The organism is Variovorax sp. FW301-JW7, assembly GCF_058788795.1.
This window is the reverse complement of the sequence record NZ_JBYTBC010000001.1, coordinates 609,238-633,643: the sequence shown is the minus strand read 5'-3', so window position 1 is coordinate 633,643 and position 24,406 is coordinate 609,238. Positions and strand designations below refer to the sequence as shown.

At 68.5% G+C, this 24,406-nt stretch carries 22 protein-coding genes and 1 pseudogene; 13 read left to right on the top strand and 10 right to left on the bottom strand.

Going from position 1 to position 24,406, the window contains the following annotated elements; all coding sequences use genetic code 11:
• Positions 1 to 248: 248 nt before the first annotated feature.
• Positions 249 to 692, top strand: coding sequence for a hypothetical protein (locus AC3WQM_RS02765; RefSeq protein ID WP_492676855.1), 444 nt, complete (start codon positions 249 to 251; stop codon positions 690 to 692).
• A 42-nt stretch (positions 693 to 734) separates the two neighbouring features.
• Here the strand turns inward: AC3WQM_RS02765 and AC3WQM_RS02760 are convergent, their stop codons facing one another.
• On the bottom strand, positions 735 to 3,590 hold the full coding sequence (locus AC3WQM_RS02760; RefSeq protein WP_492676854.1) for a prealbumin-like fold domain-containing protein: 2,856 nt from the start codon (positions 3,588 to 3,590) through the stop codon (positions 735 to 737).
• A gap of 1,735 nt (positions 3,591 to 5,325) precedes the next feature.
• The gene (locus tag AC3WQM_RS02755) at positions 5,326 to 7,614 is read right to left on the bottom strand and encodes a hypothetical protein (protein WP_492676853.1); all 2,289 of its coding nucleotides are present in this window, start codon (positions 7,612 to 7,614) and stop codon (positions 5,326 to 5,328) included.
• Positions 7,615 to 7,730: 116 nt separating this feature from the next.
• Between AC3WQM_RS02755 and AC3WQM_RS02750 the strand changes: the two genes are divergently transcribed.
• Positions 7,731 to 7,931 (top strand): hypothetical protein, encoded by a 201-nt coding sequence (locus AC3WQM_RS02750; protein WP_492676852.1) that lies wholly within the window; start codon positions 7,731 to 7,733, stop codon positions 7,929 to 7,931.
• A gap of 26 nt (positions 7,932 to 7,957) precedes the next feature.
• On the opposite strand, the pseudogene AC3WQM_RS02745 reads toward AC3WQM_RS02750, so the two are convergent.
• A pseudogene (locus AC3WQM_RS02745) lies at positions 7,958 to 8,137 on the bottom strand (hypothetical protein); the annotation flags it as partial.
• On the opposite strand from AC3WQM_RS02745, the gene AC3WQM_RS02740 reads away from it, so the two are divergent.
• Both AC3WQM_RS02740 and AC3WQM_RS02735 read left to right on the top strand, forming a co-directional pair.
• A complete protein-coding gene (locus AC3WQM_RS02740) occupies positions 8,058 to 8,312 on the top strand; it encodes a hypothetical protein (protein ID WP_492676851.1) in 255 nt (84 codons plus the stop codon). The pseudogene AC3WQM_RS02745 and the gene AC3WQM_RS02740 overlap by 80 nt on opposite strands.
• Before the next feature lie 24 nt (positions 8,313 to 8,336).
• A complete protein-coding gene (locus AC3WQM_RS02735) occupies positions 8,337 to 8,534 on the top strand; it encodes a hypothetical protein (protein WP_492676850.1) in 198 nt (65 codons plus the stop codon).
• 482 nt (positions 8,535 to 9,016) lie between these two features.
• Here the strand turns inward: AC3WQM_RS02735 and AC3WQM_RS02730 are convergent, their stop codons facing one another.
• The gene (locus AC3WQM_RS02730) at positions 9,017 to 9,613 is read right to left on the bottom strand and encodes a hypothetical protein (protein ID WP_492676849.1); all 597 of its coding nucleotides are present in this window, start codon (positions 9,611 to 9,613) and stop codon (positions 9,017 to 9,019) included.
• A gap of 919 nt (positions 9,614 to 10,532) precedes the next feature.
• On the opposite strand from AC3WQM_RS02730, the gene AC3WQM_RS02725 reads away from it, so the two are divergent.
• Positions 10,533 to 10,934 (top strand): GreA/GreB family elongation factor, encoded by a 402-nt coding sequence (locus AC3WQM_RS02725; protein WP_489061440.1) that lies wholly within the window; start codon positions 10,533 to 10,535, stop codon positions 10,932 to 10,934.
• Positions 10,935 to 10,976: 42 nt separating this feature from the next.
• Here AC3WQM_RS02725 and AC3WQM_RS02720 read toward each other — a convergent pair whose 3' ends face one another.
• Positions 10,977 to 11,207: a hypothetical protein gene (locus AC3WQM_RS02720; RefSeq protein WP_489061441.1), complete on the bottom strand. Its 231-nt coding sequence runs from the start codon at positions 11,205 to 11,207 to the stop codon at positions 10,977 to 10,979.
• A gap of 177 nt (positions 11,208 to 11,384) precedes the next feature.
• Here AC3WQM_RS02720 and AC3WQM_RS02715 point away from each other — a divergent pair, with 177 nt between their 5' ends.
• The gene (locus AC3WQM_RS02715) at positions 11,385 to 12,272 is read left to right on the top strand and encodes a CsgG/HfaB family protein (protein WP_489061443.1); all 888 of its coding nucleotides are present in this window, start codon (positions 11,385 to 11,387) and stop codon (positions 12,270 to 12,272) included.
• Between the two features lie 82 nt (positions 12,273 to 12,354).
• Positions 12,355 to 13,431 carry an MBL fold metallo-hydrolase gene (locus tag AC3WQM_RS02710; RefSeq protein ID WP_492676848.1) on the top strand — a complete coding sequence of 359 codons (1,077 nt, stop codon included), beginning with the start codon at positions 12,355 to 12,357 and terminating at the stop codon, positions 13,429 to 13,431.
• A 7-nt stretch (positions 13,432 to 13,438) separates the two neighbouring features.
• On the opposite strand, the gene AC3WQM_RS02705 is transcribed toward AC3WQM_RS02710, so the two are convergent.
• Entirely contained in the window at positions 13,439 to 14,452 is a 1,014-nt protein-coding gene (locus tag AC3WQM_RS02705; protein WP_492676847.1) for a zinc-dependent alcohol dehydrogenase family protein, read from the bottom strand.
• Positions 14,453 to 14,571: 119 nt separating this feature from the next.
• Here AC3WQM_RS02705 and AC3WQM_RS02700 point away from each other — a divergent pair, with 119 nt between their 5' ends.
• The 3 genes from AC3WQM_RS02700 to AC3WQM_RS02690 are packed head-to-tail and all read left to right on the top strand — an operon-like array spanning position 14,572 to position 16,905.
• Entirely contained in the window at positions 14,572 to 15,474 is a 903-nt protein-coding gene (locus tag AC3WQM_RS02700) for a LysR family transcriptional regulator (RefSeq protein WP_492676846.1), read from the top strand.
• A 31-nt stretch (positions 15,475 to 15,505) separates the two neighbouring features.
• Positions 15,506 to 16,372: an alpha/beta fold hydrolase gene (locus AC3WQM_RS02695; protein ID WP_492676845.1), complete on the top strand. Its 867-nt coding sequence runs from the start codon at positions 15,506 to 15,508 to the stop codon at positions 16,370 to 16,372.
• Entirely contained in the window at positions 16,369 to 16,905 is a 537-nt protein-coding gene (locus tag AC3WQM_RS02690; RefSeq protein WP_492676844.1) for a GrpB family protein, read from the top strand. Before AC3WQM_RS02695 ends, AC3WQM_RS02690 begins: the two co-directional genes overlap by 4 nt.
• A gap of 2 nt (positions 16,906 to 16,907) precedes the next feature.
• Here the strand turns inward: AC3WQM_RS02690 and AC3WQM_RS02685 are convergent, their stop codons facing one another.
• Entirely contained in the window at positions 16,908 to 17,321 is a 414-nt protein-coding gene (locus tag AC3WQM_RS02685) for a PaaI family thioesterase (protein ID WP_492676843.1), read from the bottom strand.
• Between the two features lie 66 nt (positions 17,322 to 17,387).
• Complete coding sequence (locus tag AC3WQM_RS02680) at positions 17,388 to 17,792, bottom strand: GFA family protein (protein WP_307588603.1); 405 nt, start codon at positions 17,790 to 17,792, stop codon at positions 17,388 to 17,390.
• 91 nt (positions 17,793 to 17,883) lie between these two features.
• Here AC3WQM_RS02680 and AC3WQM_RS02675 point away from each other — a divergent pair, with 91 nt between their 5' ends.
• The 3 genes from AC3WQM_RS02675 to AC3WQM_RS02665 all read left to right on the top strand — a co-directional run bounded on the left by AC3WQM_RS02675 (position 17,884) and on the right by AC3WQM_RS02665 (position 21,484).
• On the top strand, positions 17,884 to 18,861 hold the full coding sequence (locus tag AC3WQM_RS02675; protein WP_492676842.1) for a helix-turn-helix transcriptional regulator: 978 nt from the start codon (positions 17,884 to 17,886) through the stop codon (positions 18,859 to 18,861).
• 108 nt (positions 18,862 to 18,969) lie between these two features.
• Complete coding sequence (locus AC3WQM_RS02670) at positions 18,970 to 19,608, top strand: response regulator (RefSeq protein ID WP_082818203.1); 639 nt, start codon at positions 18,970 to 18,972, stop codon at positions 19,606 to 19,608.
• A gap of 43 nt (positions 19,609 to 19,651) precedes the next feature.
• Positions 19,652 to 21,484, top strand: coding sequence for a sensor histidine kinase (locus AC3WQM_RS02665; protein WP_492676841.1), 1,833 nt, complete (start codon positions 19,652 to 19,654; stop codon positions 21,482 to 21,484).
• A gap of 15 nt (positions 21,485 to 21,499) precedes the next feature.
• Here AC3WQM_RS02665 and AC3WQM_RS02660 read toward each other — a convergent pair whose 3' ends face one another.
• Positions 21,500 to 22,981 (bottom strand): DegQ family serine endoprotease, encoded by a 1,482-nt coding sequence (locus AC3WQM_RS02660; RefSeq protein WP_489061459.1) that lies wholly within the window; start codon positions 22,979 to 22,981, stop codon positions 21,500 to 21,502.
• Between the two features lie 76 nt (positions 22,982 to 23,057).
• The gene (locus tag AC3WQM_RS02655) at positions 23,058 to 24,398 is read right to left on the bottom strand and encodes an ATP-binding protein (RefSeq protein ID WP_492676840.1); all 1,341 of its coding nucleotides are present in this window, start codon (positions 24,396 to 24,398) and stop codon (positions 23,058 to 23,060) included.
• Between the last annotated feature and the right edge of the window lie 8 nt (positions 24,399 to 24,406).

Sequence of the window (24,406 nt, the reverse complement as noted above, 5' to 3'; positions counted from 1 at the left end):
CGAGGAGCCACCATTTGCTGAAGGCCCGTTACTCACAAGGTAACGGGCCTTTTTCGCTTTCTACGCCACACATCGGCCTTCCGCTGCGCGGCACGCGGGCCTGTCCGACACGGCCGCCCCGCCCTGCGTGCAAAACTCCCTGTTTGTTAACAACTTCTGCGGCCCCGCCCAGGACAACCCCGTGCACGCACCGCGCCGGTCAGGCGTTGTTCGGGCTCAGTGACTCATAACAACCAAAGGGCATCACGATGAAACTCACAAGAATTCTTCTGGCCGCCGCCGTGGCCGCTGCCACCTTGCCCGCCGTGGCACAGGTCTCCGTCAACATCAACGTGCCCGGCCTGATCCAGGTCGCCCCGCCTGCACCACGCTACGAACCCGCGCCGCGGCCACGCCCCGGTCAGGCCTGGGTGCCCGGCCATTGGCAATGGAACGACCGCGCCTACGCATGGCGCCCCGGCTACTACGTGGCAGCCCGCCCCGACTACGCCTACGCCCCGGGTGGCTGGGTGCGCGCCGACGGCGGCTGGCGCTGGCGTGAAGGCGACTGGCGCCGCGCCGAGCGTCGTGAGGAACGCCGCGAAGACCGCCACCACCGTCGCCATGACCACGACCGCTACGACCGTGACGACGACGACCACCGCGGCGGCGGCCACTGCCCGCCCGGCCAGGCGAAGAAGGGACGCTGCTGATAGCGGCAGCAGCAGCTTGCGCGCCTGCTGACGCGCAAGCCGTCAGTTCACCGTCACCGTGAACCGCACGTTGCCCGTGCCGCCGGGTGCGAGTTGCCCGGTGAACTTCCAGTCCAGCGGACCCGTTCCGCCCGGCGCCTGCGCGGCCGCGCACGCCACGGCCGGCGCAGGCAATGCATTGGCCGGCGTGCGCTTCGTGCATGCGGTCAGCGTCGCCGGGGTCGCGCCGTCCTGCGAGGCGATGAAGCTGGTGTAGACCGGCGTGACGTCGCTCACCGTCAGGCCGCTAATCGGCGTTGCGCCGTTGTTGGTGTAGGTGATGCGGTATTCGAGCGTCTCGCCCGACTTGGCTTCGTTGTTGAGCCCGAAGCCGCCGTTCTTCGTCAGGTTGCGCACTTCCTTCTTGAGCTCCAGCGCCGTGCTCGACACGGTCGTGGTGTCGAGCACGAGGTAGCTCGCGCTCAACGCGGGTGATGCGTTCGTGAACACGAAGCTCGCCTGCACCGAGCGCTTGTCGTTGTAGCCGGCGAGCGCGCCGGCCGGAATGAACTCCTGCACCACCACGCACAGGTTCTGCCCTGTCGTCACGGGCCTGGGCACCGCCGGCGGATAGAGCACCGCAGCGCCGGCCTGCAAGGCGCCGGTGCAGCCCGGGTCTTCGAAGATCTTGGCGCTCCAGCCGTCGATCGGCGGCGTGGCCACCGCGCCGGCCACGCCGAAGCTCACCGTCCCGCCGGTCTGCGCCACGAAGGTGTGCGCGTGGCTCACGCTGCTGCCGGGCGAGCCGGTGCGGGCGCTGTCGGCACCGAAGCGGCTGAGGGCCACGTCGCCGAAGTTCAGCTCGCCGGCCCGGGCGTCATTCCATGCAAAGGCGATGTGGTCCGGTGCCCCCGCAGCGGTGCGCGTGTAGGTGTAGGTCCGCCCGCCCACGGCCACGCCCGTGCCGGAAGGCAGCGGCGTGCCGCCGACCGACGCCCCCGTGGACAGATGACCCGCCGGCGTCACCTCTTCGACGCACAGCGGATCGCCATCGGACGGCAACGACGGCTGCGACGGCACCTCCAGGCGGTAGTGGCCCGAGCCGTCGGTCACCGCCGTGGACCACACGCCCGCCGCGCAGTTGGTGAGCCGCATCTGCACGCCCACGAGCCCGGCTTCGCCGCCGTTGGCCACGCCGTCGTTCGGTACGCCCGCGCCGCTGCCGTTGTCGCTGAAGACGCGGCCGGTGACGGCGTAGGCATCGCTGTTGACGAAGGTGCAGACGATGTCCGCGCCGCCCACCATCCACTCGGCGGGAATCGTCAGCACGTTGCCGGCCAGCACCACCGGCGGCGCCGACGACGGCGCTGCGGCCCGCCTCGTGCGAGGCGCACCGGGGACGGTGATGGGCGATGGCGCGATGACGTCCTTCATGTCGTAGCAACTGGCGCTCACCGGGTTCACGGGCCAGCCGGCGGGCGACGTCTCGGTGATGGTGACCGGGACGCCGACCCTGCCGGTGATGGTCTGTGCGCCGAACTCCTCCCCCGGCACGGTGAGCGTGATGGTGTCGCTGCTCACGCTCAGGCCCGACAGCGCAAAGCGAAAGCGGTGGGTGCCCGAACCGACGTACGCCACCTTGACGATGCGAAGCTTCGGGTCACCCAGCCGGACCGCGATGGGCGGCGTCGTGGCATCGCAGGGTTCGTTCGCCAACGGGGTGCACAGCGCATCGCCGCCGCCGCTCAGGTTCACCGTGTTCGTGCCCGACTGCGCGCCCACGGCCGTTTCGTCGACGAAGACGGGAATGCGGATCTCGAAGGTGCCCGGCGCCACGCCGGCGGCCACGCTGCAACCGGAAATCAGCGAACCTGCCACGGGGCAGCCGCTCAGGACGCCGGTGGTGGTCCTGGCGATCAGCACGGGAGGCCCGGCCAGCGTGATGCCGGTGGGCAGCATGTCTTCCACGAACAGCGGCGCCGTGGTCGGTTCATGCTCCACCTTCACGGCGACCGTGTAGAACTGGCTCGCCGCGCCGACGATCAACGGATTCGCACTCGCGGTCTTCGTCGAGGTGATGGTCAGCGGAAAGGCCACGGGCGTGTTCGTCGTGCTCAGGCACACGCCCGTTTCGGCGCAATACGGGTCCCCGCCCTTGGAGGCCTTCGCGACATTGACGATGTACGACACCGGGGCTCCCACGGTCACGGCCGACGGCAGCGGCGTCACGGGAATGACGAACGAATGGGAGGTCGTCATGCCGGGAGGCACCGTGCAGGTCACGTTCTGCAGGACGGCCGTGCAGCCCGCGGGCAGCGTGCCGATGCGCAGGGACGGTGACATGGCGTCGGTGATCTCGGCCGGCGCCGTGGTCGGGCTGCCGTTGCTGCTGAGCTTCAGCGTGTAGCTGGCCGGCACGCCCACGAAGAACTTGGCGACGCTGACCGTCTTCTGGAGCTTCAGTTGCATCATGTCGACCGATGTGGGCGGCGTGGTCGAGTCGCAGGCCTCGTTGACCGCCGTCGTGCATGCCGGGTCTCCTCCTCCGCTCAGGTTCGCCGTGTTGGTGCCCTTGTTCAGGCCCGCGGCCGGCGTGCCGACGCTGACGGGAATCCTGATTTCGAAGGTGCCCGGTGCAACACCGGCCGCCACGTTGCAGAAGACGCCGCCGCCGATCGTCGGGCACCCGACCAACGTGCCGGTGGTCGTCCCCGGAATCAGCGTCGGCGCGCCACGCAGGTTCATGCCCGCGGGCAAGAAGTCCGTCAGCCCAATGGGCGCCGTGGTCGTCCCGTTGGCCACGGTGATGAACAGGGAGTAGAACTGGTCGGGCGCCCCCACCAGCAGCGGGCTGGCGCTGACCGTCTTGGTCGAGGTGATGACGGGCGGAGGGGCCATCGGCGTCGTCACTGTGCTCATGCATGCGCCCTTCCCATTGCATCCGGGATCTCCTCCCCCGAATGCCATCGCCGTGTTCGTGACCTCCGTTGCGGCAGAGGCTTGCGGTGTCACAGGAATGACGAACGAACGCGGCGTGGTCATGCCACTCGGCACACTGCAACGGACGTATTGCCCCGTCTTGCTGCAACCCGCCGGGAGCGTACCGATGGTCAGGGAGGGCGGCAACATGTCATCGATCAAGGCCACCGCCGTGGTCGCCCCCCCGATGCCGCTCAACGTCAATGTATAGCTGGCCGGTTTGCCGACAACGAAACTGTTCGCGCTGACTGTCTTTTCCAGCCTCAACGCCACCGCCGCGACCTCCGTCGGTGGCGTGGTGGCGTCGCAGGCCTCATTGGGCTGCGATGTGCAGTTCGGGTCTCCCCCACCGCTCAGAAGCACCGTGTTCATGCCGTAGGGCGTTCCCACTACCGAGGTGCTGATGGAAACGGGAATCCTCACATCGAAAGTTCCAGGCGCCACACCGGATGCAACCGTGCAGTTCAGCACACCGGCGGCAGGTGCCGGGCAGTCGAGAAGGCCTGTCGTCGTCCCGGGAATCAAGGTGGGCGGCCCGGACAGGGAGATCCCCGGCTGCAAGCGGTCACTCAACTCGATCGGCGCGAGGGTCGCCATGTTTGCCACGGTGACGGACACGGTATAGAACTGCCCTCCGACACCCGCCACCAACGGATTGGCACTCGCCTTCTTGGTCGTCGTGATGGTGGGAGGCAGATCAACGGGTGTGGTGACCGTGCTCTGGCATAGCTCCCGGCGGTAGCAATTGGGATCACCCCCACCAGCTGCGTCTGCGGTGTTGGTAACGCTGGGCCCCGCCATCGCCGAGGGCACGACCGGGATGACGAATGAAATCGGCAGTTTCGTTCCCGCAGGCACTAGGCACGTGACAACCCGTGCCATCTCACCGCAACCGGCGGGAGGCGTCCCTATGGCGAAATAGCTCGGAATCAAGTCGTGGATCGTTGTAGTTTCCGTGGGCCACACGTCATTTTCGGAGCTCAGCGTCAACGTATAGCTAGCCGGCTTGCCTGCAGTGAACCGAGGCGAACTCGCTGTTTTCGTCAGCACAAGCTTGGGGGGAGGCACAGTGAAACACACCCGATACTGTGTCCCACTTGGCGCGCCGCGGAGTATCTCGTGCGAAAGCTTGATCGAAGACACAGGCGTCCGCGACACGAAGGCCCATGCACTGGCACCCACACCGTATGCATCGGCGGGCTCTGCCCCTAGCAGATCGCCGTTTCCATCGATTTCTGCAAACCCTTCCCACGGTCTATCGGGAGCAGGCGTCGTGACCTCTGCGGCTGTGAATGGATAGTGACTTCCGTTGACCTCCGTCACGAGCTTCTCGCACCCGTCGATGTTGCAGTTGTGCATGCCGAGCCGAACGCTCACGTTGCTCAAAGGCTTGGAGAAGTTGTACGTGCACGCCTCGGAGATATTCTTGTCCCCCAGAACAAGACGCCCCGGGTAATTGGAATTGCTGAAGGAGCAACCGTCGCCCACCGCGTCAACGACGACCCCGCTCGTGGCGACTGGGTCAGGCAAACAGAACTCTGCCGCCGTAGCTGACGCAACGCAAAGAAACACCCCGAGTCCGAGAGCAAGGCCGGATCGAAAGAGGGAGAAAGCTGCGCCATGGCGACGCGCCAACGCCGCGAGCCCCGCCCCCCTGGATACTTGATTGCGCGAGTCAATTCTTGTCATCTTCATTCACCGCCGTTTCGAGTTCCTTGGTGTGCTTCTTCTGCTTGCCCGTCGCTTCTGTCGCTGCACCCGACGAAGCCATGCCCAGCGCGCTCTCGTCGAACTTGAACCGCAGCCGGATGTACGCGCCCTTGCTCGTGTAGTCGTTGGCCGCCAGGTCGCGGTCTTTCAGGCCCACGAAGTTGTAGCCCGCCGACACCCACAGGTCTTTCATGAGCTGGTAGCCGAGCTCGACGCCGAAGCTCTTCTGCAGGCCGCCGCCCTTGCCGCGCAGCAGGGCGGCCTGCACGCCGAGGTCCCAGCCGTCATTGAGGTCTTGCGTGTAGCGCGCCTGCAGCAGGTGTGCCCAGTAGGTGCTGCGCAGCAGGCCGTCGTCGGCGCGCGACCACTTGGCGGCGTAGCGCCCGTTGATGGTGGTGCCGGGGCGCGGGTTGTAGTTGAGGTGGGCCGAGACGATGTCGGCGCTGGTGCGCCCGGGCAGGCCGGCGCCGCTGCCGCCGCCCGCGCCGAAGACGCTTGCGCCGTCGAGCGCGCCGGTCGCGCTGCCCGTGCCGGTGACGCGCTCGGAGCGGCGCTCGTAGCGCATGAGCGCGTTCCAGCTGTCGGTGTCCACCGGGCGGTAGGCCAGGCCGAGCTGGTGGCGCGCCAGGTGGTGCGCGTTGCCGGCGTTGGCGCCCTGCCCTTCGCTGGCGCTCATCACGCTGCGCGCCAGCAGGCTCCATGACGCATCGATCTTGAAGCCGAAGCCCGCGCTGAACAGGCGCGTGTCGGCGTCGTCGCCGTGGCGGCCTTCGAGGATGCCGCTGGCCTTGATGCGCGCGTCGGTGTATTCCACGCCGCCCGTGATGGCGGTGGAGTCGCCCGCCAGGCCGCTGGCGTGGCCGGTGCCGTTGTTGCCGCTGTTGCGCAACCCGCCGATCTGGCGCGTGTGCTCGATGCCGCCGGTCAGGCGCCAGTGGTCGTCGACCCGGAAGGTGTTGCGCACGCCCGTGGCGGCCTGCGCGGCGCGCCCGTCGAGGCTGTCGGCCAGGCGGTACTCGCTGTACACGCGCCCGCCCTCCATGTAGGCGCTCTCGATGCCCAGGATGCCCACGTTGTTCGACTGCCCCGCATTCAGCTCGTACGGCCCGTAGAGGCTGGAGAGCAGCTCGTAGCGGCCATACAGGCGCGTCTTGTCGGTGACGGCGTAGTTACCGCCCACGGCGAGCACGTGGCGGTCGGACTTGCGGATGTCGCCGGTGTGATCGGCCTTGACCTGCACCGCGAACTGCATGGCGATGGAGGCGTTGCGCGCAAGCGCGGTGGGCACGCCGATGGCGACTTCGATCGCCGCGCCGTCTTCGGCGGTGCGGTAGCTGAAGTCGGGGTCGCCGGGCATGCGGAACAGGCGCACCGCGCCGGCCGCCGTGCTCTGCAGGCTGCCCGGCAGGTAGCGCGTGCCCGTGGGCAAGAGGTCGCGCAGCAGCAGCAAGCTGCGCGGGCTGCCGTTGACCAGCACCTGCGTGCCGGTGGGCGCAGCCGCGCCGCCGGGCTGCGCGTCGCGGGCGCCGGTGTTGGTGCCCGAGATGCTGAAGTCGATGCGCGTGCTGCCGGGCACGATGGCGCCCGCATGGCTGGCCGACTTGACGAGCGCGAGCACGGCGACGCTGCCCACCTCGACCGTGTCGCGATTGCTCGCGCTCGCGCCCTGCAGGGCGGTGGTCGCGCTCAGCACCACGCAGGCGCTGCCGCTGGCCGCGGCGGGAATGGTGCCCTGCACCAGCAGTTCGGCCGTCTGGCCGGGCTCCAGCGCGAGCGTGCCGGCGGCACCGGGCAGCAGCACGAGATCGGAGGCGTCGACGACGCCGTTGTGGTTGGCATCGCGCGCCACGCGCAACGCCGACAGGTCGAGCCCGTCGGCCGGGCAGCCGGCGCCGTCGTTGACGAGGCCCAGGGTGTAGCGCGAAGCCACGTTGCCGGTGTTGGTGAGCAGGTGGCTCAGCGTGACGACGGTTCCGGGCGGGCGGTTCACGCGCTGGTCCTGCGTGAGCGACAGCGCCTCCACGGGCAGCACGCTGGCCGTCACGGCATTGGAGACGGCGGTCTCGCTGTGGCCGAGGCCGGCAGGGACGTAGGTGCCCGTCGCGATGCTGCGGACGACGACGCCGCCGGGCGCGGGCGCCGCCTGCGCGGCCGGTGCGAACAGCATGGCGAATGCGAATGCGAATGCGAGTGCGAGGCCGAAGGCCGCCATCGCGCTGCGCGCGAGCGCCACGCAGCCCCACCACCGAGGCATGCCGGCACGCGAAGAAGAAAGAAGAAATGGCACGCGGTGAACCGACGGTGCCGATCAACGCTGCGGTCACGCCGGCCGGCGCGGTCGCGGGGTTGTAGCGGGCCACGTTGGTGGTGGTGGACGTGCCGACCGCCGCGGTGCTGTTCACCAGCACCACGAAGCTCAGCGTCTGCGTCACGTTCGGACTCAGCGAAGCCACCACGGCATTCAGCGTGTTGCCGGTCACCTGGAAGTCGATGCCCGACGGATCACCGCCCGCACCGTCACCCAGCGCCGTACCCGACGCACCGCTCCACACGGCCGAACCGGTGACGTAGGTCAACCCTGCAGGCAACACGTCGGACAGCGCGAACTTGCCCGGTGCGCCGCCCGTGTTGTTGAACGTGAGGGTGTAGACCGAGTACTGGCAGTTCGCGTTCGACGCGAGACCGGCTGTCCAACTCGTGGCCGTGCAGGCGGCGGAAGAGCGCGGCCCATTGGTCGGCGCGGTCGGCCAGACGCCGTTGCCCGGTGCCGCGACCAACGGAGCGCCGATGACCTTGGTGAGATTGAACACCGCATCGGTGGCCAGCTTGACCTCGTCCTTGTCGGCCGCCGAGGTGTTCGGCGCGGTGTACAGCGCCGGGGTGCCCGGGGTGGCGGTGATCGTTGCGGCATCGAAGTTGCCGGTGCCGGCGGCCGAGCCCGGGATCGTGTAGGCCACGACGAAGCGGAATGCGCCGTTGTTGCCGGGCACGCTCTGCGCCGGGGTCACCGTGCAGACGTTCACATCGGTCGCCGAGCAGAGCGCCGTCGTGCTGTCGGGCAGCCCATTGCCGTCGGCGTCGGCAAAGACCTCGATGCGCGAGAACTTGCCCGCATCGGCCTTGACCGTGAGGGCGAAGGTGTCGACGCCGTTGCCGGTGTTGGTCAGCACGTGAGGTGCATAGACCGTGGCGCCGGCGGCGCCGGACTTGGTGTTGACGATGGTCGTCGTGACCTGGTTGACGCTGTCGAGCGTGAACGAGCCCACCTGGAGAACGGTGGTCTGCACCAGGTTGGAGGTGGCGACCTGGGTCGTTCCGGCGGCGTCCGAATAGCTGGCGGACGCCTGGTTGCCGATGACGGTGTTGGCGGGCGGCGCAGCGGCAAGTGCCGCCGGGCTTCCGAAAAGGAAGCCCAGCGTCAACGCTGCAGCGCCTGCCCAGGGCGTGCACGGCTTGAAGCCGCTGGCGCGTGGGGTTGGCTGGGTGGGAATCACGTAGTTTTCTCCTCTGTTGTCAATGAACGGAAACACGAAGGAACCTGGCCGGTACGTTTCGACGGACGAACGCGTACCTGCCGACGGGCACTCGGAAACAAGAGATCGATGGAAAAGGCGGGCGCCCTTGCCTCGCGCAGCGCGCGAGGGGCGGCGCGGCCTTTACTTGCCGCGCGGGGGCGGCGTGGCGGGCGTGGGAGGCGCGGCCGTTGGCGGCGCGACGGTTTCAACCTTGGCGCGCGCGCTCACGGCGATGCTGCCGCTGGCGGGCAACTGGCCCAGGCTCCAGCGCAGCATGCGGTACTCGCTGTAGGGAACGGATTCGGTCTTGCCGTTGGCCAACTTGCGAACGAGCGGCTCGGGCTCGAAGACGGCGGTCTTGGTGGCGGCTTTCACGAGGCTGGCGCCCGGCTTGGCGCTGCGCGGCAGGTATTCCAGGCCCTCGGGGATCGGCAGATCGGCCACCAGCCCTTTGACCGGCTTGCCCGTGTTGTTGGTGTAGGTCGCCTTGTATTCGATGACATCGCCCGGCTTGATGGTGGCCGCGTCTTGGAACTGTTCATTGCCGTCCGGCCCCTTGACCACCTTCGACTGGGCGAGGACGACGGTCACGGCCTGGGCTGCGACAGGTGCGCGCGGCACCTCCAGCGAAGCGGCGGGTTGCGCCAGCGCGGCGGTCGCGGCGCCTGCGGCAAGCAGGGCCAGGCCTGCGCGGATCAGCGGGTGGACCACGCCTGCGCGGCCTCGCGACGACGACAAGAACAAGTCCCAAGTGGATGCTGTCATTCAAACCCCAATTAACATTATTTGAAATTCATGTCGCAAAATTTGCAATTGATCTTCTTGGCGCAAACAAACAATCAACATTGCTTTCAATTGAAGAAAATCAGCGGGTCAAATTTTTGCGTACCGAATTCTTATGTCTCAGGGCTTTTATGGCAATCGAATAAAAGAACAGAGGCTGCGCAAATGAGACATATTGAACAAACAAAATGCCCCCACTCCTTCTTTCGGCCAGACGCCTCTCAATTGAAGCCCTCAGGCTCTCTAGAGAGTCAAAACAATTGAAATCAACTGTGTACAACAGCAATCTCAAGTGCCTGCTTTAACCAAGGAAGAATATTTCACGCGAATTGAATTTCATTGAATCAATTCCATTTCATTCATCTTGAGGTAGCACATCAAATTATTCATTGATGAATTTCAATACGCACAGCGCAAGTCAAAAAAATATCGAACTCACAGAGAATTCGGTAAAGATGGGCGTTTACCCCATCCTCGTCCATCATTCATTCACGCAATTTCAAATCACTGGCCTCTGATTCCGATTCAGACTTTCAACCGATTGAATCCAAAGATTCCACGGCAATTCCTCGTTGCATCCGTAGGGCCATAATTGGTCAATCTGGCCAGAATCCCCTACACTCGCGCCCCATGGCTCTCCTCTCGCCCCGTCGACACCCTGCGCGCGCAGCCCTGCCCATGGCAGCGGCCGGTCGTCGTGTGGGCGCCGTCGTCGCGGCGGCCACGTCGGTCCTCCGACGCACGTCCGCACATTCCTGAGCCCGGCGGTCCGCTACCTTCTTCTTGATGCGCACACCTTGACCGCCGGGCACCCCACCGCGCGGTAGCGACCCTGTCTGTTGGAAAGGCGGGTTGCGTTCATCTGGAGTGCTTCATGCTTTCAACCGTTCACGGGGAGCGCACGCTCACCGAACTCGATTACGTCCGCCTCAGCAAATTCGCGGCCGCCCCTCTTCCCGCGGCCCTGGTCGATCTGCTCGACACGGCCGACATCCTTCCCTCGCGGGAAATGCCCTCGGACATCGTCACGATGTACACGCAGGTGGAAATCGAAGACCTGCCCGGCGGGCAGCGACAAAAGATCGTGATCTGCTATCCCGCCGACGCGGAACCGACCACGGGGTTCATTTCGGTGCTGTCGCCCGTCGGCATCGGCCTGCTCGGCCAGAAGACAGGCGCGGTCGCGCGCTGGAAGACGCCCGACGGCGGGGAACACAGCGCGCGCGTGATCGCCGTGCTGTTCCAGCCGGAAGCCAGCGGCGACTACACGACCTGAAAGTGCGCCGGTTCAGGCCGGCCGCGCCGGCCGTTCACGCAGTCAGTGCTGCATGACGCCGACAACGCCGCGGCCCCGGTCCTTCGCACTGTCGATGGTCGCGCTGACGGCGCTCGTGTTGACCGCCAGCGCCACCAGCACCGCGCCGACGAACGACGGGTCGGCATTGCCGCTGTAGCCCGACGCCCCGGCAATGGCCAGGGCCTGCGCGACCTGCTGCGTCGTCAGCTCGACGGCGGCTTCTCCCACGACATTCCTCTTCTTTGTGGCCATCTGAAAACTCCTGCGAATGGAGTTCGGACTGTAACCATGCCCCAACAAGCGTCACAAATGTTCCTGACTGTGTGACTTTCGACACTGGCCGCCGCGTCGGGCGGCCCGTATCGTCGCGCGGGCGCGGCGCCCGCCCCTGCGCGGGCGCCACATCGTTTTCATTTGACGGACAGGGACATGCCTTTTTCCAAACTCTCTCTCGCCAGCGCACTCGTGGGCCTGCTGGCGCTTTCCGGTTGCCAGACCATGGACATGCAGATGGGCGCCCCGGCGGCCAAGACCACGGCCACGGGCAGCGCCGCCGGCGGCGCCACCTCGGGCGAGAGCAGCCAGCTCGAGCGCTGCGAATCGCCGCTCGGCACGGTCTCGCTGATCGAGAACGTCAATGCCGGCTGGTACACGATCCTCACCGGTGAATACCGCCTGCCGCCCACGGCCAACCTGCTGCGCCTGCTGGTGCAGCAGTCGAACTGCTTCGTGGTGGTGGAGCGCGGCGCGGCCGGCATGAACGCCATGACGCGCGAGCGCGCGCTGATGCAATCGGGCGAGATGCGCGGCGGCAGCAACTTCGGCCGTGGCCAGATGGTGGCCTCCGACTACGGCCTGTCGCCCGAGATCGTGTTCAGCAACAACGACGCCGGCGGCATCGGCGGCGCGCTCGGTGGCCTCGTGGGCGGCGGCCGTGGCCGCGCCATCGCGGCCGTAGGCGCCAGCCTGCAGACCAAGGAAGCCAGCGCGCTGCTGACGCTCATCGACAACCGCTCGGGCGTGCAGGTGGCTGCTGCCGAAGGCAGTGCCTCCAAGACCGACTTCGCAGGCTTCGGCGGACTTGGTGGCCGCGGCGGTGCCGGCGGCATCGGCGGCTACACCAACACCGCGCAGGGCAAGGTGATCGCCGCGGCCTTCATGGACGCCTTCAACCAGATGGTCCGTTCGCTGCGCAACTACAAGGCGCAGACGGTGCGCGGCCAGGGCCTGGGCGGCGGCGGCCGGCTGGGCGTAGACGGCGGCGCTGCCCCGTCGCAAACCTCGGCGCCGGGCGCCGCCCGCCCGCGCCGCAAGTAAGCGCAGCCGTCCATCGTCTTCGATGTGACCCGGGCCGAATGCCGGTCGGGTTCACAATTCATCCCTCTGGAGGTGAAACACGATGGATGGTTTGGAAGAGTCGGCGGAAGCAGCCAAGGGCAAGCTTGTTTATCCCTTTGCGGAACTTCCGCCACGCGGCAAGTCGATCGAGGTCGCCGACGGGGTCCACTGGATCCGCATGCCGCTGCCCTACTCGCTCGACCACATCAACCTGTGGGCGCTGGACGACGGCGACGGGTGGGCCGTGGTCGACACCGGCGTGCGCACCGAGGAAACGGTGGCGGTCTGGCGCGAGCTGTTCGCCAATTCGCCGGACACGCGCGGCCTCACCCGCGTCTTCGTGACGCACATGCACCCCGACCACGTCGGCATGGCCGGCTGGCTCACGCGCAAGTTCGGCGTGCGGCTGTGGATGACCCGCTCCGAATACCTGATGTGCCGCGTGATGGTGTCCGACACCGGCCGCGAGGCACCCGACGATGCCATCGCCTTCTACCGCCGCGCCGGCTGGGGTGAGGCGGCCATCGAGACCTACCGCACGCGCTTCGGCAATTTCGGCAAGCACATCCATCCGCTGCCCGACAGCTTCCGGCGCCTGCGCGACGGCGAGGTGCTGCGCATCGGCGCGCACGACTGGCGCGTCGTCACCGGCAACGGCCACTCGCCCGAGCATGCGTGCCTGTACTGCCCCGACCTGAAGGTGCTGATCTCGGGCGACCAGATCCTGCCGCGCATCTCGTCCAACGTGTCGGTATCGCCCGTCGAACCCGACGCCGACCCGATGGCCGACTGGCTGGCGTCGCTCGCCAAGCTCAAGCGCGAAGTGCCCGACGACGTGCTGGTGCTGCCGTCGCACAACGAGTGCTTCCGCGGCCTGCATGCGCGCATCGACCGGCTGCAGCACGGGCAGGAGCGCTCGCTCGACCGCTTGCGCAATGCATTGAAGACGCCGAAGCGCGCCGTCGATGTGTTCACGAGTTTGTTCGCGCGCAGCATCGCCGAGTCCGACGTGCAACTGCTCGGCATGGCGACCGGTGAAAGCCTGGCCTGCCTCAACTACCTGCGGCACCGCGGCGAGATCGCGTGCGACATCGCCGACGACGGGGTGGCCTGGTACCGGCTGACCTCCGCCGCCTGAGCGCCGCTCAGACCTCGAGCACGACCTTGCCGATGTGCCCGGCGCGCTCGAGGTAGCGATGGGCCTGCACCACGTCGTCGAGCGCGAAGCTCCGGTCGATGCGCACATGCAGCGAGCCATCGGCAAGGCCCGCATCGATGAAAGCCAGCGCGCGACCCAATGCGCCTTCGTCGCGCGGCAACCCCATGGTGGCGGCCCCCGTGTGCTCCAGCACCTTGTAGACGTGGAAGCGCCAGCTCTTGCGGAACTGCGCAATCACTGGAAACCTGAATTCGGCGCCACCCGACAAGCCATACAGCACATACCAGCCGCCTTGCGCGACCACGTCGCCGAGCCGCTCGACCTGCGCGCCACCCACGCCGTCGTACACCAAGTCGACACCGCGGCCCTCGGTGAGGGTCAACACACGCTCAACCACGTCTTCATCGTCCGTCACGACCACATGCGTCGCGCCCGCTTCCCGCAGCGCGTCGCGCTTGGCGGCCGTGCGCGTGACCGCGATGGCGACGATGCCCGCCACGCGCGCCATCTGCAGCGCCGCGATGCCGGTGCCCGATGACGCCCCGGTGACCAGCATCACCTGGCCGCGCTGCAGCCGTGCGATCTCGAACATCGGGAAGTAGCCCGTGAGGTAGGCCATGTAGGCGCCCGCAGCCTGCGCGGCCGACAGGTTGGCGGGATACCGCACCACGTGCGCGGCCGGAAAGAGAATGCGGTCGCCGTAGGTCGGATACAGCCCCTGGCTCGCTCCCGGCAACACCGCGACCCTGTCGCCCACGCCCAGCCCTTCGACGCCCTCGCCCACCGCGTCGATGACGCCAGCGGCTTCGTTGCCCAGCCCTGCCGGCAACGTCGCGTCTTCGATGTACAGCTTCTCGCGCCACAGCGCGTCGGCCCGGTTCAGGCCGATGGCCTGCACCGCGATGCGCACTTCGCCAATGCCCGGCGCGGGCACTGCGACCTCTTCGAGCTTCAGCACCTCGGCACCGCCGAATGCGTGGAAACGAACCATCCTGCTCATGACAACTCTCCTTCTTTTCTTGAATGACCGATGGCTTCAATCTAGAGGCCGCGGCGTCATCAAGGAAATCGATTCGCGGGATAGTCGCTATGCGCACCATCGATAACGCCCCGACCCCGATGAAACCCATCGAACTCAACCGCATCGACCTGAACCTGCTCACCGTGCTGGCCGCGCTCATGCGCGAGCGCCACGTCAGCCGCGCTGCCGAGCGGCTGAACCTCGGCCAGCCCGCGGTGAGCCATGCGCTGGCGCGACTGCGCGAGCTCACGGGCGATCCGCTGCTGGTGCGCCAGGGCCGCGTGATGGAACCCACCGCACGGGCGCTCGCCCTGATGCAGGGCCTGGGCCCCGCGCTCGCGCAGATCGAGGCCACGTTCCGCGCGCAGGCCGACTTCGAACCGGCGCGCGCCGCGCCGGTGTTCCGCATCGGCCTGACCGACGACCTGCAGATCGCGATGCTGCCCCGCCTGCTGCGCGCCCTGAGCACCGAAGTGCCCGGCGCCAAGCTGGTGACGCTCACCGTCTGCTACCGCAACGCCATGCGCACCCTCGACCAGGGCCGTGTCAGCGCGGTGATGTCCTTCCTGAAAGACCTGCCCGCCGATGCGAAGGTGCGCAAGGTCCGCACCGCGCGCTTTGCCGTGCTCCGCGCCGACACCGCGCCCGGCAGGCTGACGCTCGACGACTACTGCCGCCGGCGCCACCTGCTCGTGACCTATGCCGGCGACCTGTGCGGCACCGTCGACGACACGCTGGGCGAACTCGGACGCCAGCGCGACGTGCTCTTCTCGGTGCCGCAGTTCGGCAGCCTGCCCGCCGTGCTCGCCGGCACCGACCTGCTGGCCACGGTGCCCGAACACGTGGCGCTGGCGCTGTCGGCGCAAAGCGGCCTGCGCTGCGAGCCCCTGCCCTTCGACAGCCCGAGCTACCAGTTGCGGATGGCCTGGCGCGCGGTGACCGACAAGGACCCGGCGCAGGTGTGGCTGCGCAAGGCCATGCTGCGGGCCGCCAACGATTAGGATGCAGATCCACTTCCCTGGAGGACCCCGCATGCCGAGCACCGAGACCCACTTCGAACTGACCGCCAACGACGGCCATCCGGTGGAGGCCCACCGCTGGCAGGGCACCGCGCCGCGCGCCATCGTGCAACTGGCGCATGGCATGGGCGAGCATTCGCTGCGCTACCGGCCACTGGCCGACGCGCTCACGCAGGCGGGCTACGTCGTCTACGCGAACGAGCACCGCGGCCACGGCCCGGGCGCCGCCGCGCGCGACGAACTCGGCGAGTTCGGCCCGCGCGGATTCGCCGGTCTCGTGGACGACATGGCGCTGCTCAGCCGCCACGCACGCGCCGAGCACCCCGGGCTGCCGCTGGTCCTCGTCGGCCACAGCATGGGCTCGTTCGCCACGCAGTACTACCTGGTGCGGCACAGCGAACTGCTGTCGGGTGCGGTGCTGTCGGGCACCACGGCGCTCGACCTGTTGGGCGGTGCGCTGCAAAGCGGCTTCCGACTCGAAGACATGAACGCCGCGCTGCCCGACGTGCGCACGCCCTTCGACTGGCTCAGCCGCGATCCGGCCCAGGTCGATGCCTACATCGCCGACCCGCTGTGCGGCTTCACCGTGTCGGCCGAAGGCATGGGCTCCATGTTCGCGAACCTGAACGAACTCACGCCCGCCGCGATGCAGACGCGCATCCGGCCCGAGCTGCCGCTGTACCTGTTCACCGGCGACCAGGACCCGGTCAGCAACAAGGCCGAGTGGTTCTATCCGCTGGTGCAGCGCTACCGCGAGGCCGGCCTGCGCGACGTGTCGTGCCATGTGTTCGGCGGTGCACGTCACGAGACGCTCAACGAGACCAACCGCGACGAAGTCGTGGCCGTGCTGCTGGCCTGGCTGGCGCGCATCGTGCGATGAAACTCCTCGCCTTCGACGAGAGCCTGGACCAGCGCCACATCCTGCCTTACGACCCGGCGTACGCCGAGGTGTTCGCGCAGGTGCAGGGTTACGTGCAGGCGCAGCTCGAAGGCGTGGAACTCGTGCACATCGGGAGCACGGCCATCGTCGGTTTGCGGGGCAAGCCGATGGTCGACATCGCGGCAGTCACGCGGCGCGAGAACCTGCGCAGGGCCCAGGCGGAATTCGAAGCCCTCGGGTTTCACCGCCGCCCCGTGTGGGTCGACACGGACGAGAAGCCCTACGTCTGCGCGTCCGTGCTGCACGACGGGCGCAGGTTCAACCTCAACCTGCACATCTGCCATCGCGGCGACCCGGTGCATGCCGACTCGCTGGCGTTCATGGAAGTGCTCGACCGGCGCCCCGACCTGCGCAGGAAGTACGAAGAAGCCAAGGACCGCGCCCACGCCATCGACCCGGCCAACCCGCAGGTCTACAACCAGGAAAAAGAGGCGGTGATCCGGGAGATACAGGCCCAGGTCGGGCAGGCGTAGCTTTAGAGGCTCGCCAGTATTCCGGTCGACGTGGCCTCGGCGGCCAGCTTCCCATCGGGGTTGTAGAGCGCCGCTTCGAGGAACGCCACGCGCTTGCCGCGGCGGATCACACGCCCCTCGACCCGGCCTTCGCCGGGGCCGACCTTCTCGTAGAAGCTCACCTTGATCTCCAGGCTGAAGACCGTCTGCGCCTGCTCGGTGTCGTGCATGACCGCATGGGCCATGGCGGCGTCGAGCCAGGCGGTGATGAAGCCGCCCTGGGCGATCGTGCCGTTCGTGTGGCAGTACTCGCGCCGCACGGTGAAGGCAGCCTTCAGCGTCTTGCGCTCGGCGTCCCAGCCGGTCACGTGGAAGTTGCCCATCGATTCGGACAGCGCCTGGCCCGAGCGGATGCGGGCTTCGAGTTCGTCGTTCATTGGTTTCGTTCGCAGCAGGTGAAGCAACGGGCATTCTCAGCCGAAAGCGTGGGGCCATCGGTCATCTCAGAGATAGCGCACCTCCGCCGGCACCTCGAACCAGTTGTTGTGGCGACCGTCCATGTAGCGCACCGGCGCGGTGGACAGCTCTTCGAGCGTCGCGTCGTCCAGGCAGGCGACGTTCACGCTGACGTACGCCCCGCCGATCTCCGGCACGTTGCCGCGCCCGAAGGACTTGACGCCGCAATGGCGGCAGAACAGGTGCTCGGCGCTGAACGAGCCGAACTGGTAGCTCGACAGGTCTTCTTCGCCCGACAGCAGCGTGAAGTCGGCCGGCTTGACGATGGCGCCCCAGCCGCGCGACTTCATGCAGATCGAGCAGTTGCACTTGCCGGTGCCCGCGGCGAGGTCTATGAGCGCCTGGAAGCGCACCTTGCCGCAGTGGCAGCTGCCGTGATAGGTCTTCTTCATGGTCGGTGTCCGTGGAAACGAGTGGAGGAACCCCAAGGCTACGACCCATTGCGGACAGATTCTGTCCTCGATCGCAGGCATGATGCGGCCCATGCTGTCCGCTTCCGCCCGCCTGCTTCGCCTGCTCGCGCTGTTCCAGGCCCAGCGCGCCTGGACCGGCGGCGCCCTGGCCGAGCGCCTGGAGATCACCGAGCGCACGCTGCGCCGCGACGTCGACCGGCTGCGCAGCCTTGGCTACACGGTCGACTCCACCTCGGGCGTGGCCGGCGGCTACCGGCTGGGCGCGGGCAGCGCCCTGCCGCCGCTGCTGCTGGAAGACGAAGAAGCCATTGCGGTGGCGCTGGCGCTCGGCCATGCCGGCACGGGCGAAGGCGACATCGGCAACGCCTCGATGCGCGCCCTTGCCAAGCTCGACCAGCTGATGCCGCCGCGCCTGCAGCGCCGCCTGGGCAGCGTGCGCGCCTCGGTGGTGCCGGTGATGCGCAGCAAGTCGGGCGTGCGCGTGAAGGCGGTATCGATGTTCGCCGAGGCCTGCACCGAGCGGCGCGCCCTGCGCTTCGGCTACCAGGACCACCACGACACGGTCACGCTGCGCACCGTGGAGCCGCACCGCGTGGTGCAGACCGGCCAGCGCTGGTACCTGCTGGCCTGGGACACGGCGCGCCAGGACTGGCGCACCTTCCGCCTCGACCGCATCGTCGACGCCGAACCGACGGGCACGCGCTTCACCGCGCGCCGCCTGCCGCTGGGCGACGTCGAGGCCTACATGGAACACGCGCTCAAGGTTTCGCCCTACCTGCACCACGCGCGCGTGATCGTGCATGCCCCGCTCGCGGCGCTGGAACCGCACCTGGGCTGGGTGGGCGGCGTGCCCGAAACCCTCGATGCGGGCCGCACGCGCGTCGTGACCGGCGCCAGTTCGCTCGATGCGCTGGCCGTGTGGCTGGGCTGCCTGGGCCACGCCATCGAGATCGAGTCGCCTCCCGAACTGGTGCAGCACGTGGCGCAGGTCGCCGTACGGCTGGACACCATCGCGCGCCGGCAGGGTACCCCCATCCCCCGTCTATAGGATGGGCTCGCCCGATACCGGTCGATAGGCTTGCGGCACCTGCAACCTCCGAACGGAAACGGATCTGCCCATGCGCCTCGGCCCCGGTCTCGCCTGCGGAAGCCCGCCATGCCCCTGACCGCCACCCAGGTCGCCGTGGTCGAGGACGACAGCGGCATGCGCGAGCGCATCGCCCGCGTGATCGGCGCAGACCCGGCGCTGGCGCTGGCCTTCAGCGCCTCGAACGCGGTCGACATCCTGAACTGGCTTACGGACAACCCGGTCGATGTGCTGCTGGTCGACCTCGGCCTGCCCGACCACCCCGGCCTGCAGGTGATCCGCCAGTGCCGCCGCATGCAGCCGGCCTGCGCAGTGATGGTGCTGACGATCTTCGGCGACGAGACCCACATGGTGCAGGCCTTCGAGGCCGGCGCGCGCGGCTACCTGCTCAAGGACGGCACTGAGGCCGACCTGGCGGCGCACCTGCGCCACCTGGGCACCGGTGGCTCCCCGCTGCCGCCGGGCATCGCGCGGCAGTTGCTGCGCCGCTGGCAGGCCTCCGACGGCGCACCCGGGCACCTCTCGTCGCGCGAGGCCGAAGTGCTCGACCGGGTCTCTCGTGGTTTCACCTATGCCGAAATCGGCGCACAGATGGGAGTCTCCGCATCGACGGTTCAAACCCATATCAGAAACATCTACGGCAAGCTGGATGCGCCCCCACCTTCGGAAGCCGTGTTGGCGACCCGTCCTCCAGGCCGGCTTTCCTAGCCGCGTGAACCGCACCGCCTTTTTCCTTTCCCCCCTGCGGGCCGTGCTGCTGCTACTGCTGCTGTGGCTGGCTCTCGCAGTGCCCTTCGCCCAAGCCGCCAACCCGCCGGGCACCACCGACGTGGACTGGGCCGAAGCCAGCCTCGAACCCGACGGCCTGCCGCTGCAGGTGCGCCAGGTGGCACTGCCCTTTCGCTGGGACCACGAGTTTCCGGGGCGTGGCGGCAAGGCCAGCTACCGCATCGCACTGCCCCCGGACGCCGCCCGCGCGGGCGACGCCCAGGCGCTGCTGATGTCGGGCCTGGGCAACCAGGCCGCCGTGTGGTTCAACGGCGCGCTGGTCGCCAACTACGGCGTACTCGGCGACCCGGCCTACGACGCCGGCAAGGGCAACCTGCTGATCCCGCTGGCCGCCGCCCTGCGGCGCGGCGACGGCCAGCCGCAGGAGCTGCTCATCCAGGCCACCATCCAGCGCCAGCGCGGCGGCGGGCTGGCCAGCGTGCTCTACGGCCCCGAAGCCTCCCTGGCCCCGCTGCACCGCTCGCAGCAGAACTGGCGCAACACCTCGGCCATCGTCTACGCCGTGAGCCTGCTGCTGATGGGCGGCCTGGCCGCCGGGCTGTGGCTGCGCCAGCGCGATGCGCTCTACGGCTGCTTTGCGCTGGCCGCGCTCTCGGGCGTGGCGCGCAACCTCGACCGCGTGCTGACCGAAGGGCCCGTGCCCTGGCCGCTGTGGGGCGCGGTGGTGGCGGTCTGCTATGCCTGCCACATCGGGCTGATCGCGCGCTTCGTGCTGCTGGTGCTCGACCGCAACCCGCCCTGGCTGGTGCGCTCCATCTACGGCGCGCTGGCGCTGTCGGTGGTGCTGGCCTGCGCCTCCTTCGCCTTCGCGCTGCCGGCGCTGTGGACCACGGGGCTGGCGATCCTGCAGGTCACGAGCACCATCTGCCTGCCCTACGTGGTGCACGGCGCGCTGGTGGCGCGGCGGCGCATCGCGGGCGTGCTGATGGCGGCGGGCACGCTGGCCATCCTGGCGGGCGCGCACGACCTGCTGCTGGTGCGCATGGGCCTGTTCGGCGGCGCCTACTACACGCTCACCTCGCACGCGATCTTCTTCTTCGTGATGATCCTGGCCGGCCTGGTGGTGGAGCGCTACAGCCGCACCGTGGCCGACTACCGCTCGCTCAACGCCAACCTCGCCGCGCGCGTGGCCGAGCGCGAAGAGCAGCTGCGCGGCGCCTTCGAAACCGTGCGCAAGCAGCAGGAAGAACAGGCCGTGCTGCTGGAGCGCCAGCGGATCATGCGAGAGATCCACGATGGCGTCGGCTCACAGCTCGTGGGCCTGCTCAACGTGGTGAACCAGCCCGCGCCCGACCGCGACGTGGTCGAGGAGCACGTGAAGCTGGCACTCGACGAGATGCGCATGGCCGTCGATTCGCTGCAGCCCATGCACGACGACCTGACGACCGTGCTCGCCACGCTGCGCTACCGCCTGCAGCCCCGGCTGGACGCCGCCGGCATCGAGCTGGTGTGGGACGTGGCGCTCATCCCCACGCTCGCGCCCTTTGCAGCGCAGGCCGCGCTGCAGCTGCAGCGCATCCTGCTGGAGGCCTTCACCAACGTGCTGAAGCATGCGGGCGCCACGCGCATCGTGATGCATGTGGGCTGGCACGGCGAGCAGACGCCGCCGCTGGTGCGCATCGTGCTCACCGACAACGGCCGCGGGTTGCCGGCGAACGAACGCCCCGGTGGCCACGGCCTCGCGAACATGCGTTCGCGGGCGCAGGCCATCGGGGCACGGCTGCAGATCGAGCGGGCCGACGCGCAGGCCGGCGGCACGCGCGTGTCGCTCGACTGGCCCTGCGCGCTGCCTTGAACCCGGCCGGGCCGGTCAGCCCAGTCGCACCGGCACGAAGATCTTGTCCTCGCCGCGCTGGATCAACAGCGCCACCGACTTGTCGGCCTTGGCCACCGCCTGGCGCACCTGCTCCAGGCTCTTGGCCGGCGTGCCGTTGATGGCCAGCAGCACGTCGCCGGCCTGCACCCCGGCCATCGCCGACGGGCCGGCCACGTCCTCGATCAGCAGGCCACCGTCGACCGAGGCCGCGCGCTGTTCCTGCGGCTGCAGCGGGCGCAGCGCCAGGCCGAGCTTGCCCTGCCCTGCGGTGTTGTCGGCCTTGGCGACCTGCGCCGGCTTGTCGCTGGCATCGCCGAGCTTGGCCTGCAGCTCCTGGCGCTCGCCCTGGCGCCACACCTCGAGCGTGACCTTCTTGCCCGGCGCCTGCTGGCCGATGACCGCCGGCAGGTCGCCCGACGACACGATGGCCTGGCCGTCGACCTTGCGGATCACGTCGCCCGCCTTCAGGCCTGCATGGTCGCCGGGGCCACCCTTCTCGATGTTCGAGACGAGCGCGCCTTCGGGCTTGTCGAGCTTGAATGAATCGGCGAAGGCCTGGTTCACCTCCTGCACCGCCACGCCCAGGCGCGCATGCGTGGCTTTGCCGGTGGCGACGATCTGGTCCTTCACCTGCACGGCCACGTCGATCGGGATGGCGAACGACACGCCCTGGTAGCCGCCGCTGCGGCTGTAGATCTGCGAGTTGATGCCGACCACCTCGCCGCGCGCATTGAGCAGCGGCCCGCCCGAGTTGCCGGGGTTCACGGCCACGTCGGTCTGGATGAAGGGCACGTAGCTGTCGTCGGGCAGCGAGCGGCCCTTGGCGCTCACCACGCCGGCCGTCACGGTGTTCTCGAAGCCGAAGGGCGAACCGATGGCCAGCACCCATTCGCCGACCTTCAGGTCCTTGGTGTTGCCCAGCGCGAGCACGGGCAGGTTCTTGGCGTCGATCTTGAGCACCGCGATGTCGGTCTTGGCATCGGCGCCCAGCACCTTGGCGCGGTACTCGCGGCGGTCGGTCAGCTTGACGGTGACTTCCTTCGCGTCCTTCACGACGTGGGCATTGGTCATGATGATTCCGCTCGGGTCCACGATGAAGCCCGAGCCCTGCGAGCGCACCGGCACGGCGCGCTGCTGTTGTTGGCCGCGCGGTCCCATCTGGCCCTGGAAGTGACGGAAGAACTGGAACATCGGATCGTCGGGGTCGATGCCCTGCAGCTGCGCCATGGTGTCGTCGTCCGGGGCCTTCTCGGTGCCGGTCACGCTGATGTTGACCACGGCCGGGCCGTCGCGCGAGGTGATGGTCGAGAAGTCGGGCAAGGTGACCATCGCGGCCGGCGCGGCCACGGCGGCGGTGGTGGCCGGGGCGTTCACGGCGCGGGCGCTGGTGTAGGCCCCGGCGCCGACGGCACCGATCACGCCGGCGCTGGCCAGCGCGATCACGAGGGCACGGGGGGAAGTCAAGGCGGTTTTCATTCTTCGATTCCTTTCAATCCTGCGCCGAAGCGCAAACACGATGAAGGGAATGTCGCGGCCTTGACTTAGGCGTCGCTTAAACGGAATCCACTTTCTCTGGGGCAGCGAACGTCACTCGCACGCACAGCCCGCCGAGGCTCGCGGACTTATCCAGCGCCACGGTAGCACCGTGCAGATCGGCGATCGATTTCACGATGGCCAGCCCCAGCCCGCTGCCCGGCGCCTGCGGCTCGCCCGAGCGGTAGAAGCGGTCGAGCACGCGCGCGCGCTCGGCCTCGGGCAAGCCGGGGCCGCTGTCCTCCACGCGCAGCTCCACCGCATCGGCGCGCTTCACGAGGCCGACGTCGACCCGCCCGCCTTCGGGCGTGTACTTCACGGCGTTGTCGATCAGGTTGCGCAGCAGCATGCGCAGCGCCTCGGGCTGGCCGCTCACGGTCGCGCCCGCGTCGGCCTGCGCCACACCGATGTCGATGCGGCGCGCCTGCGCGGCGGCCACCGCATCGGAGATCGCCAGACGCGCCACCTCGGCCAGGTCGACCGCTTCAGGCTTCGCGCCCGCGGCCACGCTGGCCTCGTGACGGGCCAGCGCCAGCATCTGCTCGACCAGGCGCGTGGCGCGGTCGATGCCGGCCGACAGCCGGCTCACGGCCAGCGTGCGCGCCGCGTCGTCGGGCGCGCGCTGCAGGCCCTGCACCTGCAGCTTGAGCGCGGCCAGCGGCGAACGCAGCTCGTGCGCGGCATCGGCCACGAAGTGCTTCTGCGCATCGAAGGCATGGCGCACGCGGCCGAACAGCAGGTTGAGCTCCTGCACCAGCGGGCGCACTTCTTCGGGCAGGTTCTCCTCGCTCACGGGCGAGAGGTCGTCGGCCTGCCGCGAGGCCACCTGCCGGCGCACGCGCGCCACGGGCGCCAGCGACAGGCTCACCACCCACCACACGACCAGCATCAGAAGCGGCGCCATCAGCGCCACGGGCACGATGGTGCGCAGCGCGAGCGAGCCCGCCATGTGGCGGCGCGCCGCCATGTCCTGCGCCACCTGGATCACCAGCCCGCGCGTCTGCATCGAGAACACACGGTAGGTCGTGCCGCGTGCGCGCACGTCGGCAAAGCCCAGCACCGCGAGCTGCGGCAGCGCAGCCTCTTCCGCCGACTCGAAGATGCGCACGCCGTCGACCGTCCACACCTGCACCACGAAATCGAAGTTCTGCTCCGCGCCGCCGAGCCCGCCCACGGCCGCGCTCGGCGGCAGGCCCGCACGCAGCGACAGCGCCATCTGCTGCATGTGGTAGTCGAAGATGTCGTCGGCCTCTTTCAGCACCGTGCGGTAGGCCACCAGCGCCTGCGCGCCGGCCGCGAGCACGATGGCCGCGAGCAGGAACACCAGCAGCCGAGCGCGCAGCGATCCGGTCCATCGCATCACGCGGC